Source organism: Buttiauxella cochleicola, assembly GCF_021283185.1.
In the GTDB taxonomy this organism is placed as follows: Bacteria; Pseudomonadota; Gammaproteobacteria; order Enterobacterales; family Enterobacteriaceae; genus Buttiauxella; species Buttiauxella massiliensis.
Genome location: NZ_JAJSOS010000003.1, coordinates 321220 through 337700, shown reverse-complemented (window position 1 = coordinate 337700; position 16481 = coordinate 321220). Strand labels below are relative to the sequence as shown.

Annotated in this window: 23 protein-coding genes; 10 read left to right on the top strand and 13 right to left on the bottom strand. The window is 48.4% G+C overall.

Annotated features, from left to right (window positions below; all coding sequences use genetic code 11):
- The 11 genes from npr to LVQ76_RS06870 form a co-directional block, all read right to left on the bottom strand.
- Window positions 1-273 (bottom strand): PTS phosphocarrier protein NPr, encoded by a 273-nt coding sequence (gene npr / locus LVQ76_RS06920; protein WP_034459769.1) that lies wholly within the window; start codon window positions 271-273, stop codon window positions 1-3.
- Entirely contained in the window at window positions 270-1124 is an 855-nt protein-coding gene (rapZ, locus tag LVQ76_RS06915) for an RNase adapter RapZ (RefSeq protein WP_034459766.1), read from the bottom strand. The genes npr and rapZ overlap by 4 nt, the downstream gene beginning before the upstream one ends.
- Window positions 1125-1177: 53 nt before the next feature.
- A complete protein-coding gene (gene ptsN, locus LVQ76_RS06910; protein WP_151992971.1) occupies window positions 1178-1669 on the bottom strand; it encodes a PTS IIA-like nitrogen regulatory protein PtsN in 492 nt (163 codons plus the stop codon).
- A 78-nt stretch (window positions 1670-1747) separates the two neighbouring features.
- The gene (gene hpf / locus LVQ76_RS06905) at window positions 1748-2035 is read right to left on the bottom strand and encodes a ribosome hibernation promoting factor (RefSeq protein WP_151992972.1); all 288 of its coding nucleotides are present in this window, start codon (window positions 2033-2035) and stop codon (window positions 1748-1750) included.
- A gap of 22 nt (window positions 2036-2057) precedes the next feature.
- Window positions 2058-3491 carry an RNA polymerase factor sigma-54 gene (gene rpoN, locus LVQ76_RS06900; protein ID WP_232866293.1) on the bottom strand — a complete coding sequence of 478 codons (1434 nt, stop codon included), beginning with the start codon at window positions 3489-3491 and terminating at the stop codon, window positions 2058-2060.
- 104 nt (window positions 3492-3595) lie between these two features.
- Window positions 3596-4321 carry an LPS export ABC transporter ATP-binding protein gene (gene lptB / locus LVQ76_RS06895; protein ID WP_034459758.1) on the bottom strand — a complete coding sequence of 242 codons (726 nt, stop codon included), beginning with the start codon at window positions 4319-4321 and terminating at the stop codon, window positions 3596-3598.
- Window positions 4322-4327: 6 nt separating this feature from the next.
- On the bottom strand, window positions 4328-4888 hold the full coding sequence (lptA, locus tag LVQ76_RS06890; protein WP_151992975.1) for a lipopolysaccharide ABC transporter substrate-binding protein LptA: 561 nt from the start codon (window positions 4886-4888) through the stop codon (window positions 4328-4330).
- Window positions 4857-5432 (bottom strand): LPS export ABC transporter periplasmic protein LptC, encoded by a 576-nt coding sequence (lptC, locus tag LVQ76_RS06885; protein WP_064514098.1) that lies wholly within the window; start codon window positions 5430-5432, stop codon window positions 4857-4859. Before lptC ends, lptA begins: the two co-directional genes overlap by 32 nt.
- Complete coding sequence (gene kdsC, locus LVQ76_RS06880) at window positions 5429-5995, bottom strand: 3-deoxy-manno-octulosonate-8-phosphatase KdsC (protein WP_232866291.1); 567 nt, start codon at window positions 5993-5995, stop codon at window positions 5429-5431. Before kdsC ends, lptC begins: the two co-directional genes overlap by 4 nt.
- Window positions 5996-6011: 16 nt before the next feature.
- On the bottom strand, window positions 6012-6998 hold the full coding sequence (gene kdsD / locus LVQ76_RS06875) for an arabinose-5-phosphate isomerase KdsD (protein WP_232921274.1): 987 nt from the start codon (window positions 6996-6998) through the stop codon (window positions 6012-6014).
- A 15-nt stretch (window positions 6999-7013) separates the two neighbouring features.
- Complete coding sequence (locus tag LVQ76_RS06870) at window positions 7014-7991, bottom strand: calcium/sodium antiporter (RefSeq protein ID WP_232866289.1); 978 nt, start codon at window positions 7989-7991, stop codon at window positions 7014-7016.
- A gap of 229 nt (window positions 7992-8220) precedes the next feature.
- Between LVQ76_RS06870 and mlaF the strand changes: the two genes are divergently transcribed.
- The 7 genes from mlaF to murA all read left to right on the top strand — a co-directional run bounded on the left by mlaF (window position 8221) and on the right by murA (window position 13034).
- On the top strand, window positions 8221-9036 hold the full coding sequence (mlaF, locus tag LVQ76_RS06865) for a phospholipid ABC transporter ATP-binding protein MlaF (RefSeq protein ID WP_064514090.1): 816 nt from the start codon (window positions 8221-8223) through the stop codon (window positions 9034-9036).
- A 7-nt stretch (window positions 9037-9043) separates the two neighbouring features.
- Window positions 9044-9826, top strand: a complete 783-nt coding sequence (mlaE, locus tag LVQ76_RS06860; RefSeq protein ID WP_064514217.1) for a lipid asymmetry maintenance ABC transporter permease subunit MlaE — start codon at window positions 9044-9046, stop codon at window positions 9824-9826.
- A gap of 4 nt (window positions 9827-9830) precedes the next feature.
- Window positions 9831-10382, top strand: coding sequence for an outer membrane lipid asymmetry maintenance protein MlaD (gene mlaD, locus LVQ76_RS06855; RefSeq protein ID WP_134184814.1), 552 nt, complete (start codon window positions 9831-9833; stop codon window positions 10380-10382).
- A gap of 18 nt (window positions 10383-10400) precedes the next feature.
- The gene (gene mlaC, locus LVQ76_RS06850; protein WP_232921273.1) at window positions 10401-11030 is read left to right on the top strand and encodes a phospholipid-binding protein MlaC; all 630 of its coding nucleotides are present in this window, start codon (window positions 10401-10403) and stop codon (window positions 11028-11030) included.
- Window positions 11030-11332: a lipid asymmetry maintenance protein MlaB gene (mlaB, locus tag LVQ76_RS06845; protein WP_232921272.1), complete on the top strand. Its 303-nt coding sequence runs from the start codon at window positions 11030-11032 to the stop codon at window positions 11330-11332. Before mlaC ends, mlaB begins: the two co-directional genes overlap by 1 nt.
- A 125-nt stretch (window positions 11333-11457) precedes the next feature.
- Window positions 11458-11712 (top strand): BolA family iron metabolism protein IbaG, encoded by a 255-nt coding sequence (ibaG, locus tag LVQ76_RS06840; protein ID WP_151992983.1) that lies wholly within the window; start codon window positions 11458-11460, stop codon window positions 11710-11712.
- 53 nt (window positions 11713-11765) lie between these two features.
- Window positions 11766-13034 (top strand): UDP-N-acetylglucosamine 1-carboxyvinyltransferase, encoded by a 1269-nt coding sequence (gene murA, locus LVQ76_RS06835; protein ID WP_034459732.1) that lies wholly within the window; start codon window positions 11766-11768, stop codon window positions 13032-13034.
- Between the two features lie 42 nt (window positions 13035-13076).
- Here murA and sfsB read toward each other — a convergent pair whose 3' ends face one another.
- Window positions 13077-13340 carry a DNA-binding transcriptional regulator SfsB gene (gene sfsB, locus LVQ76_RS06830; protein ID WP_151992984.1) on the bottom strand — a complete coding sequence of 88 codons (264 nt, stop codon included), beginning with the start codon at window positions 13338-13340 and terminating at the stop codon, window positions 13077-13079.
- Window positions 13341-13564: 224 nt separating this feature from the next.
- Complete coding sequence (gene ispB, locus LVQ76_RS06825) at window positions 13565-14536, bottom strand: octaprenyl diphosphate synthase (protein WP_232864710.1); 972 nt, start codon at window positions 14534-14536, stop codon at window positions 13565-13567.
- A 261-nt stretch (window positions 14537-14797) separates the two neighbouring features.
- Here ispB and rplU point away from each other — a divergent pair, with 261 nt between their 5' ends.
- The 3 genes from rplU (at window position 14798) to LVQ76_RS06810 (ending at window position 16469) form a co-directional block, all read left to right on the top strand.
- Entirely contained in the window at window positions 14798-15109 is a 312-nt protein-coding gene (rplU, locus tag LVQ76_RS06820; RefSeq protein WP_034498836.1) for a 50S ribosomal protein L21, read from the top strand.
- An 18-nt stretch (window positions 15110-15127) separates the two neighbouring features.
- On the top strand, window positions 15128-15385 hold the full coding sequence (gene rpmA, locus LVQ76_RS06815; RefSeq protein ID WP_024549632.1) for a 50S ribosomal protein L27: 258 nt from the start codon (window positions 15128-15130) through the stop codon (window positions 15383-15385).
- A 118-nt stretch (window positions 15386-15503) separates the two neighbouring features.
- Window positions 15504-16469: a DMT family transporter gene (locus LVQ76_RS06810; RefSeq protein WP_064514076.1), complete on the top strand. Its 966-nt coding sequence runs from the start codon at window positions 15504-15506 to the stop codon at window positions 16467-16469.
- Window positions 16470-16481: the final 12 nt, after the last annotated feature.

Sequence of the window (16481 nt, the reverse complement as noted above, 5' to 3'; positions counted from 1 at the left end):
TTAGTCTTCGTCAAAACCTGAATTAAACAGGGCGATAACCGCATTCAAGGCTTGCTCTTCTTCAGGCCCGGTAACTTCAATTTCGATGTGTCCACCTTTAGCGGAATCCAGCATCAGCAATGCAATCACGCTGTTGGCTTCCGCCTCCGTGCCTGCTTCGTTACGCAGCATCACCTCGGCATCAAAGCTTTGCACCAGTTCGAACAGCTTCATTGCTGGGCGTGCATGCATGCCCAGTTTGTTGGTGATCTCAACGGTCTGTTTTACGGTCATGTTTTGCGTTTTTCCAGCGTACGGTGACGGGATTGCACATTTTTGCCGCGCGAACGGAAATAATCTGCCAGTTGCTCAGCAATATAAACTGAACGGTGTTTACCGCCTGTACAACCAATTGCCACAGTCAAATAGCTGCGGTTGTTGGTCTCCAGCATTGGTAACCACTGCTCAAGATAGCTGCGTGTCTGGTAGATAAAATTGTGCACTTCAGTGTGACGGTCAAGGAACGCAGCGACGGGTCTGTCGAGACCGGTCATCGGACGGAGCTTAGGATCCCAGTGCGGGTTTGGCAGGAAGCGCACGTCGAACACGTAGTCAGCATCGATTGGAATACCGTGTTTAAAGCCGAAGGACTCGAATACCATAGTCAATTCGCGCTCACGCTTGCCGAGCAGACGTGTACGCAACATTTCCGCAAGTTCGTGCACTGACATTTCAGAGGTATCAATAATCAGATCAGCTCTGGATTTCAGTGGTTCCAGCAGGTCACTTTCTTCATCAATAGCACTTTCTAATGAAAGATTTTTGCTGGAAAGTGGATGCAATCGACGCGTGTCGCTGTAACGACGGATCAGCGTATTGCGATCGGCGTCGAGGAATAACAATTGTGGCGAGAATGAGTCAGGCAGATTACTCATCGCCTGTTCAAAAATTTCCGGGTTTTCCGGCATGTTACGCACGTCGATGCTCACTGCCGCAGAAATTTTTCGCTCCGCGAGAGTTTTGGCAAGATCAGGTAACAGCACCACTGGTAGATTATCTACACAGTAGAATCCCATATCTTCTAGTGCACGCAAGGCTACAGACTTCCCTGAACCAGAGCGGCCGCTGACGATCATCAGCACCATTTTTTCACTCCCCCAACTTCTCTTGCTGTGATTTCAACACAACCACAGCCAGATTATTCACTTTCACTACCATTTTCTGTTTCGGTAATGATCTGATAAAGCTCTTCATCGCTTTGCGCAGAACGCAGGCGTCGACAAATTGTTTTGTCTGCCAGACGCTTTGCCACCAGAGATAAAGTGTGCAAATGCGTTTTTGTTTGATCCGCAGGTACAAGCAGCGCAAACATGAGGTCTACAGGCTGGTTATCAATCGCATCAAATGCGATCGGGGTCTCCAGTTTAATAAACACCCCAACGGCGCGGGTGGTATCTTCTTCCAGCTTCCCATGAGGTATAGCGATACCGTTACCGATACCGGTGCTCCCCATACGTTCGCGCGTCAGCACGGCTTCAAAAACCACTTGTGGTGGCAGGCCGAGTTGCTTTGCTGCCAGCTCACTGATGATTTCCAGTGCACGTTTTTTACTCTGGCAATGTACGTTGGTACGAGTACATTCCTTGTTCAGGACATTACTAAGTTGTAGAGCAGAATCGTTGTTCATCATAAGTTCACCTAAGCACCCTGTTATGCTAACGGCCCGTTAAGTAACGAGCCGTCTATGCTGGAACAGTTGCCCGGATTATCAGTGTTGTTTTAGTTTATCTTTATGTTTGGTTAACTGGCGCGCCAGTTTATCAATTAAGCCATCAATTGCCGCATACATATCCTGGCCATCAGAGCTTGCATGGATTTCACCACCATTCACATGAAGCGTTGCATCGGCAATATGCGTGACTTTTTCCACTTTTAACACAATGTAGACTTGGTTAATTCTATCGAAGTACTGCTCCAGTTTGGCAAACTTCGTACTCACAAAATCGCGCAGTGCGTCAGTGATTTCGACGTTATGTCCTGTAATGTTGAGCTGCATAGTGTCTTCCTTATCGGTTAAGTCATACCAGCTGTTTACGCTGATTTGACGGTGGTATGGATAAAGACTCTCGGTACTTCGCAACAGTGCGGCGTGCCACCATGATCCCCTGATCGGATAGCATAGTCGTTAACTTGCTATCACTCAGAGGTTTCGCTGGGTTTTCCGCAGCAATTAATTTCTTCACCAGTGCCCGAATCGCCGTAGAGGAGGCTTCGCCTCCGCCTTCGGTATTCACATGGCTGGAGAAGAAATACTTCAATTCAAAAATGCCGCGTGGACTGTGCAAATATTTTTGCGTGGTCACACGGGAAATAGTCGATTCATGCATCTCGACTACCTGGGCGATATCAGCAAGAACCATCGGTTTCATGTGCTCTTCGCCGTGCTCAAAAAAACCTTGTTGCTGCTCAACGATACAGCGACTGACGCGCAGCAGCGTATCGTTGCGACTTTCAAGACTTTTAATCAACCACTTCGCTTCTTGCAGGTTACTGCGAATAAATTGCGAGTCGCTGTCATTGCGGGCATTGGTACCCATCGCAGCGTACTGCTGATTGATTTTAAGGCGTGGAATGCTGTCGGCGTTTAATTCTACCGTCCAGCGCCCCTGAATCTTTTTGACCAGAATATCGGGAATGACATATTCGGGTTCACTGGTTTGAATCGATTGGCCTGGGCGTGGATCAAGAGACTGAATCAGGCACATTGCCTCTTTCAGAACTTCTTCTTTCAGGCGAGTGACGCGCATCAGGCTACGGAAATCATGATTGGCGAGCAGATCCAGATGATCGCTGACAATCAGTCGTGCCTCGGTCAGCCACGGTGTTTCACGGGCAAATTGAGAAAGCTGGATGAGTAAGCAATCGCGTAGATCGCGTGCGGCAACTCCAACAGGATCAAAACGCTGGACGCGTTTAAGTACCGCCTCCACTTCGTCGATGGTGATTTCTTCATCGCCCATGCTTTCCAGAATTTCTTCCAGCGAAACCGTGAGATAGCCCATTTCGTCAACGGCATCAACAATAGATGTCGCAATGGCAGTGTCGGTATCAGAGAACGGGGTTAAATCGACCTGCCACATCAGGTAATCCTGGAGTGACTGAGTCGTTTCCCCCTGATAAATCGGCAACTCATCGTCACTATAATCTGAACCGGCGCCCGATGGGGAACCGGCGGTATAGATTTCGTCCCAGCTGGTATCTAACGGCAATTCGTCAGGCATCTCTTTTTGTTCAAGCGCCTCACGAGTGTCTAAAGCTTCATTTTCACGAACTTCCTGAGTTTCAATTTCTTCATGCAGATCGGTTTGCTCAAGCAGTGGGTTACTTTCCAGGGCTTGTTGGAGTTCTTGCTGCAGCTCTAACGTTGACAGCTGCAACAGGCGAATTGCCTGCTGTAACTGTGGAGTCATAGCAAGTTGTTGGCTAAGCCGTAATTGCAAACCTTGCTTCATATTCAGAGCGAGCTTCCTCAGGTATATACCCGGCATACTTCAAGTTGCAGGAACGTGGGCAACTCGAATTACCCAGAGTATTAATAATTATACTTCCTACCCTATCAGAGTCTGAACTCTTCGCCCAGATAGACGCGCTTAACATGCTCATCTTCCAGGATTTCCGCAGGCGTGCCATGGGCAATTAACTGGCCCTGGCTTACGATGTAAGCTCGTTCACACACGGCCAACGTTTCGCGTACGTTATGGTCAGTAATCAGCACACCAAGCCCGCTATCGCGCAAGTGCTCGATAATCCGCTTGATGTCGATGACGGAGATTGGGTCAACACCTGCAAAAGGTTCGTCCAAAAGAATAAATTTCGGGTTTGCAGCCAAAGCGCGGGCAATTTCAACACGACGGCGCTCACCACCAGACAGAGACTGCCCGAGGTTATTGCGCAAATGCTCAATGTGAAACTCTTCCATCAACTCATTCGCGCGGTCTTCACGCTGTTCAGCGCTGAGGTCATCACGAATTTGCAGGACTGCCATCAAGTTATCGAACACGCTCAAGCGACGGAAAATTGACGCTTCTTGCGGTAAATATCCAATCCCACGACGGGCGCGAGCATGGAGCGGCAGAAGACTAATGTCTTCGTCATCAATAATGATGTTGCCAGCATCACGCGGAACAATGCCAACAACCATGTAAAAAGTCGTGGTTTTGCCTGCACCGTTAGGGCCAAGTAAACCGACAATTTCACCTGATTTAACGGTCAGGCTGACATCTTCAACAACGCGGCGGCCTTTGTAGGCTTTGGCGAGATGTTTTGCAATTAAAGTAGCCATAACGAATTAGTTACTCTTTTTCGGGGCAGGTGCTGGAGCAGCTTTGCCGTCTTTCTTCTGCAACTGAGAAGGAACCAGAACGGTGGTGACACGTTTACCTTTTTCGCTAAAGGCCTGCATCTTCTGTTCTTTAACCAGATAGGTAATTTTGTCACCCTTGATATTGCTATCTACCTGTTCCAGATATGCATTACCGGTCAGAACCACAAAGTCGTTTTGCAACTCATAGTGCATGGTCGCTGAGTGGCCGCTTACAGGCTTACCGCTATCCTGCATCTGATAGAAAGTGGCGGGGTTACCATAACCATCAATCACTTCTTTGCCTTGCTCACCGCCCGGGCGAGTCACAACGACTTTATCGGCGTTAATTTTGATACTGCCTTGCGTCACGATCACATTGCCGGTGAAGGTGACGACGTTGCCTTGCATATCCAGCGACTGTTGGTCAGATTCAATGTGAATCGGCTGATCGGTATCACCGGTCAGCGCAAATGCCGAAAAACTGGCGGCTAAAAGCGTACTGGTCAGTACTAAATTACGGCTGAGTTTGTTTATTCTGGATTTCATAGGATGTTCTAACCTTTTCAATCAGCTCGGCATTTTTGCTGCGTAAGTTTCCACGCATTTTGAGGCCGGTAGAGTTAAAGCTGGTTCCGTACAAGGTTACCTGGTCATCAGAGGCAACATCCTGAGTGACTAAATTAACCTGCGCATTGTCCGTGGTAATTTTGCGTAGCTGTGAATCTGGTGTCAGGGCTGTCAGCACCACATTTCCGTACAAATACAGCATCCGATCGTTAGTCAGTTTGGCGCGATCTGCCCGTAATGACCAGGTTGCTACTTTGTTTTCGTCGTACTGTGTCATCACCGGATTGGTGAACCACGAAACAGCGGTATCGGAAAAGTATTCAACGTGTTCTGCGACCAGCCGGTAATTTAAAGCCCCTTCAGGACTGTAGGCGAGGGTCGTAGAATGTTCACTTTTATAGGTTGGCTCGTTACTGTTCACTGTTTGTGGTGCAACAGTGTCTTTATCGACCAGATTTACACCAATCAATACCAGTGCCAGCAATGAAAGCAGGATGATAACCCAACGTCTGGTCTTACTCATATAGATAGCCCTTTGGCCTCATCAAGCTTTCCTTGAGCCAGTAAAAGGAGATCGCAGACTTCGCGTACTGCTCCTCGTCCGCCAGCAATACGTGTAACGTAGTCGGCACGAGGAATAAGTAAAGGATGAGCATCCGCTACCGCGACACTCAAACCTACTTTAGCCATTACAGGCCAGTCGATTAAATCATCCCCGACATAAGCCACTTGCTCAGCTGGAATGGCGAGCTTATCTAATAGATCCTGAAAAGCCAGCAGCTTGTCAGATTGCCCTTGATAAAGATGGGTGATGCCAAGCGTTTCGCACCTGTCCTCAAGAAGTTTTGCTTTCCGGCCAGTAATAATCGCCACTTCGATATTAGAGGTTAGTGCACAGCGAATTCCATAGCCATCACGGACGTTGAATGCTTTCAGCTCTTCGCCGCTATTACCCATATAAATCAGGCCGTCAGACATTACACCGTCAACGTCTAAAATAAGCAGGCGCACGTTTGCTGCCTGCTCCATCACGCGCGTGCTTACCGGCCCATAACAAGTGGCAAGAGACGCTTCATGGTTACTCATTAAGGCTAATCCTTTGTTAAACCACGCCTGCGCGTAGCATGTCATGCATATGTACCACACCCAGTAGTTGCTCGCCATCTGCAACCAGTACTGAGGTTATATGGCGGGACTGCATCAAGTTCAGTGCATCAACCGCCAATAACGTTGGGCGAACACGAATTCCGCCGACAGTCATGACATCTGCGATATTCAGGGAGTGGAGATCAACGCCCATATCAAAGACCCGACGTAAATCACCATCAGTAAAGATCCCTTCAATTTTCATCAGGGAGTCACAGATTACGGTCATACCCATATTTTTGCGCGTTATTTCCAGTAATGCATCGCGCAATGAAGCATCTTTACTGACATGCGGAATCTCATCGCCAGTGTGCATAATATCGCTGACACGTAATAACAGTTTACGTCCCAATGCACCGCCTGGGTGAGAAAGAGCAAAATCTTCTGCAGTAAAGCCACGAGCTTTCAACAGAGCAACAGCAAGCGCGTCACCCATCACAAGCGTTGCCGTGGTGCTGGACGTTGGAGCCAGTCCTAACGGACAAGCTTCCTGGGGAACCTTGACACAAAGATGGACGTCGGCCGCTTTGCCCATTGAGCTTTCCGGGCGACTGGTGATGCAAATCAGTGGCACCTGCAATCGTTTAAGAACCGGAATCAGCGCCAGAATTTCGTTAGATTCTCCAGAGTTAGAAATAGCGATAACAATATCTTGTGCGCTAACCATGCCGAGGTCGCCATGGCTTGCTTCACCTGGGTGAACGAAAAACGAAGGTGTACCGGTACTTGCAAAAGTTGCCGCCATCTTTTTACCAATGTGACCGGATTTGCCCATACCCATGACAACGACTTTGCCCTGGCAATAAAACATTTTTTCACAGGCCGCAGAGAAGTCTGTGTTGATGTATTGCCCAAGCTGATCCAGGCCTTCACGTTCGATCTTCAGTACTTCTTTACCTGCTTGCTGAAAGTCAAAACCCGGTTGTAATTCTATCTGTGACATAATTTCCGTTCCGCTTTACCCTACGACAGGTGATGCAATAAACCACAGCATCACAATCCATACGAAGAAACTACATGTTAACAGAGCACCTGCTGCCTTGCCGATAGAGCGTGATTTACGCCAGCAAAGTACTGCAAAAATGGCACTGACTACCAACATGACCCAATAGTCACGAGCAAAGGCATGTGGGTCAATTTCACCCGGTGCAATCAAGGCAGGAATACCCAATACCAAAACAATATTGAATATGTTCGAGCCGATGATATTGCCAATCGCAATATCGTCTTCACCTTTACGTGCACCTGCGATGGTCGTTGCAAGTTCAGGCAGGCTCGTGCCCACAGCAATAATCGTCAGGCCAATCACTAACTCGCTTATGCCAAAGTAATGTGCCAGTACGCTGGCGTTATCGATAACCATGCGAGTGGCCATCGGCATAATAATTAAAGCCACGGCGAGCCATAAAAATGCGACGGGACGGCTCCCTTCACGAGGAAGCTCTGCCAGCTGCTCGCGGGTCAGGTTGTCAGCACCTTCATTTCCGGCAAGGCGAGCTATTTTAATCGTAAACAGCAGATAAGCTACTGCGACAGCAATCAGTATTACGCCATCAATACGGCTAAGCTGGTTATCAAAAAGAAGCCAGCCGATCACGCCACTGACGACTAACATTAGGGGTAATTCACGCCGTAGAATATCGGAATTCACGGTAAATGGATGCAAAAGTGCCGCTAAGCCGAGAATCAGTAAGATATTGGTGATATTCGAACCTAATGCTGTCCCCACCGCTAAATTCAATTGGCCATTTAGAGCAGCAGAGCTTGCGACGAGCAGTTCAGGTAATGATGTCCCGATGCTAACAACGGTTAAACCGATAAGGAGTGGCGGAACGCCGAAACTACGGCAAAGTATCGAGGCGGCGAACACCAGACGATCCGCGCCATAGACGACCAAAAGCAAACCGATAATTAACAGAGCTGTAGCTAACAGCATGCAAAATCCTTTATTCAGGTATAATCGCCGGTCTCTTGCTGTGAAAGTACCGGCAGAGCATACAGATCTGTAGGCCATGATGAATTCTTAATTCTGACTTTATGTGGCAGAAAAGTAAAACAAATGCCAGTTTTCGCTAATCAGGGCTGATAACATTCTGTGAAAATGTTGGGTTGGAACTGAGTTGCTATCCAATGCTTCGTCCGTGAACTTGATAAAAGGAAAGATGATGAGCCAGACGCAGACGAATCTGGTCGAAATTCGCGATGTTAGTTTTACTCGCGGCAGTCGGCGCATCTTTGACAATATTTCCCTGAACGTGCCCCGTGGCAAAATTACAGCCATCATGGGGCCATCGGGCATTGGTAAAACGACATTGCTGCGGCTGATTGGTGGTCAAATTCAGCCTGACAATGGCGAAATCCTGTTCGACGGTGAAAACGTGCCGGCAATGTCGCGCTCACGACTATATAACGTGCGTAAACGTATGAGCATGCTGTTTCAATCCGGCGCGTTATTTACCGATCTCAACGTCTTCGAAAATGTGGCGTATCCGCTTCGCGAACATCGCCGCTTACCGGAGGAGTTGCTGCATAGCACCGTTATGATGAAGCTGGAGGCGGTGGGATTACGTGGGGCCGCTAAACTGATGCCAAACGAACTCTCTGGCGGTATGGCTCGACGAGCCGCACTTGCGCGTGCCATAGCTCTCGAACCTGACCTTATTATGTTTGATGAGCCATTCGTTGGTCAGGACCCTATTACAATGGGTGTGCTGGTTAAACTCATTTCAGAATTAAACAGCGCACTGGGTGTGACCTGTATTGTGGTTTCGCATGATGTACCTGAAGTGCTGAGCATCGCGGATTACGCCTATATTGCAGCAGATCAGCATATCGTCGCTGAAGGGACTCCAACCGCCTTGCGCGAAAATTGTGACCCTCGGGTTCGTCAGTTCCTTGATGGTATAGCCGATGGGCCAGTACCGTTCCGCTATCCGGCAACGGATTATCGGAATGACTTATTATCAAAAACAGGGAGTTAAGTTACTCATGCTCTTTAATGCACTGGCATCGTTCGGGCAGCGGGGACTGAAAACCTGCGCGTCATTCGGCCGGGCCGGGATAATGCTTTTTAATGCGCTGGTGGGGAAACCGGAATTCCGCAAACATGCGCCATTGCTGATTCGCCAGCTGTATAACGTCGGCGTATTGTCGCTGCTGATTATTATCGTTTCTGGTCTGTTTATCGGCATGGTTCTTGGCTTGCAGGGCTACTTAGTTCTGACTACTTATAGTGCGGAATCAAGCCTGGGGATGCTGGTTGCCTTGTCTCTATTGCGTGAGCTTGGGCCTGTCGTGGCAGCGCTGTTGTTTGCCGGACGCGCAGGTTCGGCTTTGACCGCAGAAATTGGCCTGATGAAAGCAACAGAACAGCTTTCCAGTATGGAGATGATGGCGGTTGATCCTTTGCGCCGTGTCGTTTCTCCTCGTTTCTGGGCTGGTGTAATTTCCTTGCCATTACTGACGCTTATCTTTGTCGCAGTAGGGGTGTGGGGAGGGGCATTAGTTGGTGTGAACTGGAAGGGAATCGATTCTGGGTTCTTCTGGTCTGCCATGCAAGATGCCGTCAACTGGCGTACCGATCTGATTTACTGTGTTATCAAGAGCGTAGTGTTTGCGATAACCGTGACCTGGATTGCGTTATTCAATGGCTACGATGCTATTCCTACGTCCGCAGGGATTAGCCGGGCAACAACACGAACCGTTGTGCACGCTTCATTGGCCGTTTTAGGGCTGGATTTTGTGCTCACTGCACTGATGTTTGGGAATTAAGTTCATGCAAACTAAGAAATTTGAAACTGGGGTTGGGGCATTTTTAATTATTGCATTGGCAGCCATCGTCTTCTTGTGTCTGAAAGTGGCTAATGTCACTTCGCTGCGCAGTGAGCCAACGTATCGGGTTTACGCGACGTTTGATAACATCGGTAGCTTGAAAACCGGTTCTCCATTACGCCTTGGCGGCGTGGTGATTGGACGCGTTGATGACATTACGCTTGATCCAAAAACTTACTTACCGAGAGTCACTCTGGATATCGAAGAACGCTATAACCATATTCCTGACACCAGTTCGTTGGCTATCCGCACTTCAGGTTTACTCGGTGAGCAATACCTCGCACTGAACCTTGGTTTTGATGACCCTGAACTCGGTTCATCTATCCTTAAAGAGGGCGGCACGATTCAGGACACTAAATCAGCCCTGGTGCTGGAAGATCTGATTGGCCAATTCTTGTATAAGAGCGGTAATGGCGATAATCAGAAATCAGAGGATTCCTCATCGCAGGATTCAGAGAATAATAGTGCAGCGCCACAGCCTGGCACGACGCACTAATCTAAGAGGAAAAGTTTAATGTTTAAAAGACTTATTATGATTGCCATGTTGGTTATCGCACCACTGGCGAATGCTGCGGATCAAAGCAACCCATACAAACTGATGGGCGAAGCGGCGCAAAAAACATTTGACCGATTGAAAAATGAGCAGTCTAAAATTCGTCAAAATCCCGATTATTTGCGTGAAGTTGTTGGGCAGGAACTTCTGCCATATGTGCAGGTGAAATACGCGGGTGCACTGGTACTGGGTCGTTACTACAAAGATGCAACCCCTGCACAGCGTGATGCCTACTTCAAAGCGTTCGAAGCGTATCTGAAACAGGCTTATGGCCAGGCGCTTGCGATGTATAACGGGCAATCCTACCAAATCGCACCTGAGCAGCCTCTGGGTGATGCCACCATTGTGGCGATTCGTGTAACGATCGTTGATCCAAACGGCCGTCCACCTGTGCGTCTTGATTTCCAGTGGCGCAAAAACACACAAACTGGTAACTGGCAGGCTTACGACATGATTGCTGAAGGTGTCAGCATGATTACCACTAAGCAAAACGAGTGGAGCGATATCCTGCGTACCAAAGGGATTGATGGTTTGACTTCTCAGCTGCAATCAATCTCTAAACTGCCAATTACCCTGGAAAATAAAAAGTAATGGCTGACGAACTTAACTGGCAGCGTGAAGCCGCAACGTTGCACCTGGCGGGTGAGTTAGATAGCGATACGGTGGGGCCAGTATGGCGCCAGCGTGAGCAAATTATGGCAGGTATCGAAGTGTTGAACCTCTCTGGTTTATCGCGTGTTGATACTTCAGGTTTAGCGCTTTTGATTCATCTTGTGGATTTCGCCAGACGTCAAAATGTTGAGATAGAACTCCAGGGCGCCAGCGAGAACTTACAGACGCTGACTAAACTTTATAACCTGCCAGAAGACATCCTTCCTGCATTTGCAGGCTAGTGTTTTCATAACGTTACTATCATTGCCCCTGATCTAATTGGATCAGGGGCTTTTTGCTTATTTAAGCCTGCGCCACTTTCCTCTAAGATGTGTGGCTTGTTTCCTTAACCGACGAATTATATCCCATGGAAAATCATGAAATTCAGACAGTGCTGATGAACGCACTGCCCCTCCAGGAAGTCCACGTCTCAGGCGATGGCAGCCATTTTCAGGTGATTGCGGTGGGTGAGTTATTCGCCGAGTTAAGTCGCGTGAAGAAGCAACAAACAGTTTATGCGCCATTGATGGAGCTGATTGCTGATAACCGTATCCATGCGGTTTCCATCAAGACCTATACTCCGCAAGAGTGGGATCGCGATCGTAAACTTAATGGTCTTTGAGCAATTCGCCACGGCGGGTTGTAACGATTTGAATTTAATAGAGAGCAGTTGCAATGGATAAATTTCGAGTTCAGGGGCCAACCCGACTGAGTGGTGAAGTGACGATCTCCGGGGCGAAGAACGCCGCGCTGCCGATCCTCTTCGCAGCACTGTTGGCCGAAGAGCCAGTTGAGATTCAAAACGTTCCAAAACTGAAAGACATTGATACCACAATGAAGCTGTTAAGCCAGTTGGGTACCAAAGTTGAACGTAACGGTTCAGTGTGGATTGATGCCAGTGAAGTAAATATCTTCTGTGCGCCTTATGATCTGGTTAAAACCATGCGTGCTTCTATCTGGGCGCTTGGTCCGCTGGTCGCACGCTTTGGCCAGGGTCAGGTTTCTTTACCTGGCGGCTGTGCCATTGGCGCACGTCCGGTTGATTTGCACATTACAGGTCTTGAACAGCTCGGTGCGGAAATCAAACTGGAAGAAGGCTACGTTAAAGCTTCTGTTCAGGGCCGTCTGAAGGGCGCGCATATTGTGATGGATAAAGTTAGCGTAGGTGCCACTGTCACCATCATGAGTGCTGCAACTCTTGCTGAAGGTACAACTATCATTGAAAACGCAGCCCGTGAGCCGGAGATCGTTGATACAGCGAACTTCCTCAACACGCTGGGTGCGAAAATCACTGGTGCAGGCACCGATCGCATTACTATCCAGGGTGTTGAACGCCTGGGTGGCGGTGTTTATCGTGTGGTGCCGGATCGTATCGAAACCGGTACTTTCCTGGTAGCAGCTGCGATTTCTGGTGGGAAAATTGTTTGCCGCAATGCTCAACCAGACACGCTTGATGCTGTGTTGGCGAAACTGCGCGAAGCGGGTGCCGATGTTGAAGTTGGCGAAGATTGGGTTAGCCTCGATATGCACGGTAAGCGTCCGAAAGGCGTGACAATCCGTACTGCGCCGCACCCAGGCTTCCCTACTGACATGCAGGCTCAGTTCACTTTGTTGAACCTCGTGGCGGAAGGTACTGGTGTTATCACTGAAACTATTTTTGAAAATCGCTTCATGCACGTCCCGGAACTTATCCGTATGGGCGCACATGCAGAGATTGAGAGCAATACAGTGATTTGCCACGGCGTTGAGAAGCTGTCTGGTGCACAAGTAATGGCAACCGACCTGCGCGCGTCAGCAAGCCTCGTTCTGGCGGGTTGTATCGCAGAAGGTACCACCGTGGTTGATCGTATTTACCACATCGATCGTGGCTACGAGCGCATTGAAGATAAACTTCAGGCGTTAGGTGCGAAGATTGAACGTGTGAAAGGTAATAGCGGCGAATAAAATTCGTTGTTAAAAAGAAAAACCGGGCTTGCCCGGTTTTTTTTATCTTTTCCGCATAAGGCTCATTCGGTCAATGAACTGATGAGTTTGCGGATCGTAGTAGCGTGAAGGCCAAATCACCCAAGGTGAAGTTTCCAGTGCCTGCGCGATGATTAATTCACCTTTTGGCCAAGGGCGTGTCAACGTATTAGCTAAAGTAGAAGAGCTTAGACCTGCTTTCCGTGATTCAGCCGCAAGTGATGTTCCGCGTTTGCGTAGCCCTGCAATGATATCTGCCGGGTGCCAGTCAGTATTGTTACTTTCCATGTTTCTCCCTGTAACCGCTTCTATTTACCGGTTTACTCAATTGCGGTTATAGCACAGCATTAATCCAAAAGACTCCAATAAATGGCGTAAAAATTCAAATTTGTGTTAACACACACAAAGTGAATGAAACCAATGAATACAGGATGCTAGGGAGAGTGGTTTTGAGGGCTGGAATGAATTTATTGGAAACTTAGTGCGCCTTTGAACGGCGCACTAAATAGAGATTAACGATCGCGTTGAACAGCCATGCGGGCCAGAGCAATTAAAGCTTCTTTGTACTCGCTTTCAGGCAGAACATTCAGAGCTGAAATAGCTTTGTCAGCTTCTTGTTCTGCACGTAGTTGAGTCCATTCCAGCGAGCCACAGGCCGCCATAGCATCTAACACCGGCTGCAGTAAATGACGCCCGTTGCCTTGCTCAATAGCCTCACGAATCATTTTGGCTTGCTCAGCATTACCGTTACGCATTGCGTGCAGTAAAGGGAGAGTTGGCTTGCCTTCGTTCAGATCATCCCCCACATTTTTACCAAGCGTTTGGCCATCGGCACTATAGTCCAGAAGATCGTCGATAAGCTGGAAAGCCGTCCCGAGATAGCGGCCATAATCCTGAAGTGCGAGTTCTTGTTCCGCAGATGCATCAGCTAAAATACCTGAGCATTGAGCTGCAGCTTCGAACAAACGCGCTGTTTTGCTGTAAATCACCCGCATATAGCTTTCTTCAGTAATATCAGGGTCATTACAATTCATCAATTGCAGAACTTCACCCTCGGCAATGACATTCACTGCTTCGGACATCACTTCCAGAACCTTGAGCGAGCCTAGTTGAGTCATCATCTGGAAGGCGCGGGTATAAATAAAATCACCAACCAATACACTAGCGGCATTGCCAAATGCGGCGTTAGCCGTTGCTTTCCCGCGACGCATATCTGACTCATCAACGACATCATCATGAAGCAGTGTCGCGGTATGGATAAATTCAATGAGCGCCGCAATATTGATATGCGCGCTTCCCTGATAACCAAGCGTGCGAGCAGCAAGAACAGCAATCATTGGACGGATACGTTTACCACCGCCACTGACGATGTAATACCCTAACTGATTGATCAATTGGACATCTGAATTCAACTGTTCAAGGATGACCGCATTGACTCCCGCCATATCTTGCGCGGTTAACTCGTTAATTTTTTCTAAATTCATCGCAAAAGTCTGGCTTAAAGTCCTGTTTACCACATGTCTTTATGGAATCACGTGAGGGTAGAGGAGTAATAATGTAGTACAGATTGTACTGAAAAAACGAGGCAGATAAACGGCTGGTGTGATGTTGCGTTTTTTTTCTACTCTGTTTAATGACAGGGCTTGTCAAAGGCTCTCGTTTTGCGTAATATTCGCGCCCTATTGTGAATATTTATAGCGCCACCTGAAACATACGTAGGGTGCGTGCGGAAAGCGGAGTTTTATATGTACGCGGTTTTCCAAAGTGGTGGTAAACAACACCGAGTAAGCGAAGGTCAAACCATTCGCCTGGAAAAGCTGGACATCGCAACTGGCGAAGCAGTTGAGTTCGCAGAAGTTCTGATGATCGCTAATGGTGAAGAAATCAAAATCGGCGTTCCTTTCGTCGATGGCGGCGTAGTTAAAGCTGAAATTGTTGCTCATGGTCGTGGCGAGAAAATTAAGATTGTTAAGTTTCGTCGTCGTAAACACTACCGTAAGCAGCAGGGTCATCGTCAGTGGTTCACTGATGTGAAAATCACCGGCATCAGCGCTTAATACAGGGGAGCATATTAAATGGCACATAAAAAGGCTGGCGGCTCTACTCGTAACGGTCGCGATTCCGAAGCTAAACGTCTGGGCGTAAAACGTTTCGGCGGAGAAGCAGTTCTGGCAGGCAGCATTATCGTTCGTCAACGTGGTACTAAATTCCACGCTGGTACTAACGTAGGTTGCGGCAAAGATCATACTCTGTTCGCTTTGACTGACGGTAAAGTTAAGTTCGAAGTTAAAGGTCCGAAAAACCGTAAGTTCATCAGCATCGTTGCTGAATAAGTTTTTCGCGTCCCGGTAACGGATAGAAGCCCCGCAACACGTTGCGGGGCTTTTTACATTCTGCGACCGGTAAATCAATGAAGTATTTTCTTCAGATTTCGGGTTGCAGGATTAGATCATGAAACAGCAGGCAGGGATTGGCATTCTCCTGGCGCTTACAACAGCAATTTGCTGGGGTGCATTGCCAATAGCGATGAAACAGGTGCTGACGGTAATGGAACCGCCAACAGTTGTTTTTTATCGCTTCCTGATGGCAAGCCTGGGTTTGGGTAGCATTCTTGCTATACGCGGAAAATTGCCTCCGTTGGCGTTGTTCAGAAAGCCACGTTGGTTGGGCTTACTCGCGATTGCAACGGGTGGCTTGTTCGGTAACTTTTTGCTGTTTAGTTCATCACTACAGTATTTAAGCCCGACGGCATCACAGGTTATTGGCCAGCTTTCCCCAGTGGGAATGATGGTGGCAAGCGTTGTTGTGCTGAAAGAAAAAATGCGCGGTACGCAGGTCATCGGGGCCACAATGCTTCTTTGCGGGTTGGTGATGTTTTTTAATACCAGCCTGATAGAAATTTTTACCCGCCTGACAGATTACACCCTTGGGGTGATTTTCGGTGTTCTGGCGGCGACAGTGTGGGTCACCTATGGTGTGGCGCAGAAGGTATTATTACGCCGCCTGGCCTCGCAACAGATCCTCTTTTTGCTGTACACTTTATGTACTCTTGCGCTTTTCCCATTGGCTCAGTTGGATAAAATCTTCCAACTCAGTAATTGGCAACTGGCGTGTTTAGTTTTCTGTGGCCTGAATACACTGGTTGGGTATGGGGCACTGGCAGAAGCCATGGCACGGTGGCAGGCGGCACAGGTTAGCGCCATTATTACGCTAACTCCGCTGTTTACTTTGCTATTTTCAGATTTATTAGCGTTAGCCTGGCCCGATTTCTTCGCCATGCCGTTACTTAACCTTGTGGGTTATTGCGGCGCGTTTATCGTGGTTGCAGGTGCGATGTATTCAGCCATTGGTCACCGTCTTTGGGGACGCTGGCGCAAAACCGAAGCTGTTCTTCCAGTACAACGTTCGGGCGAATGATTTACGGAGAAG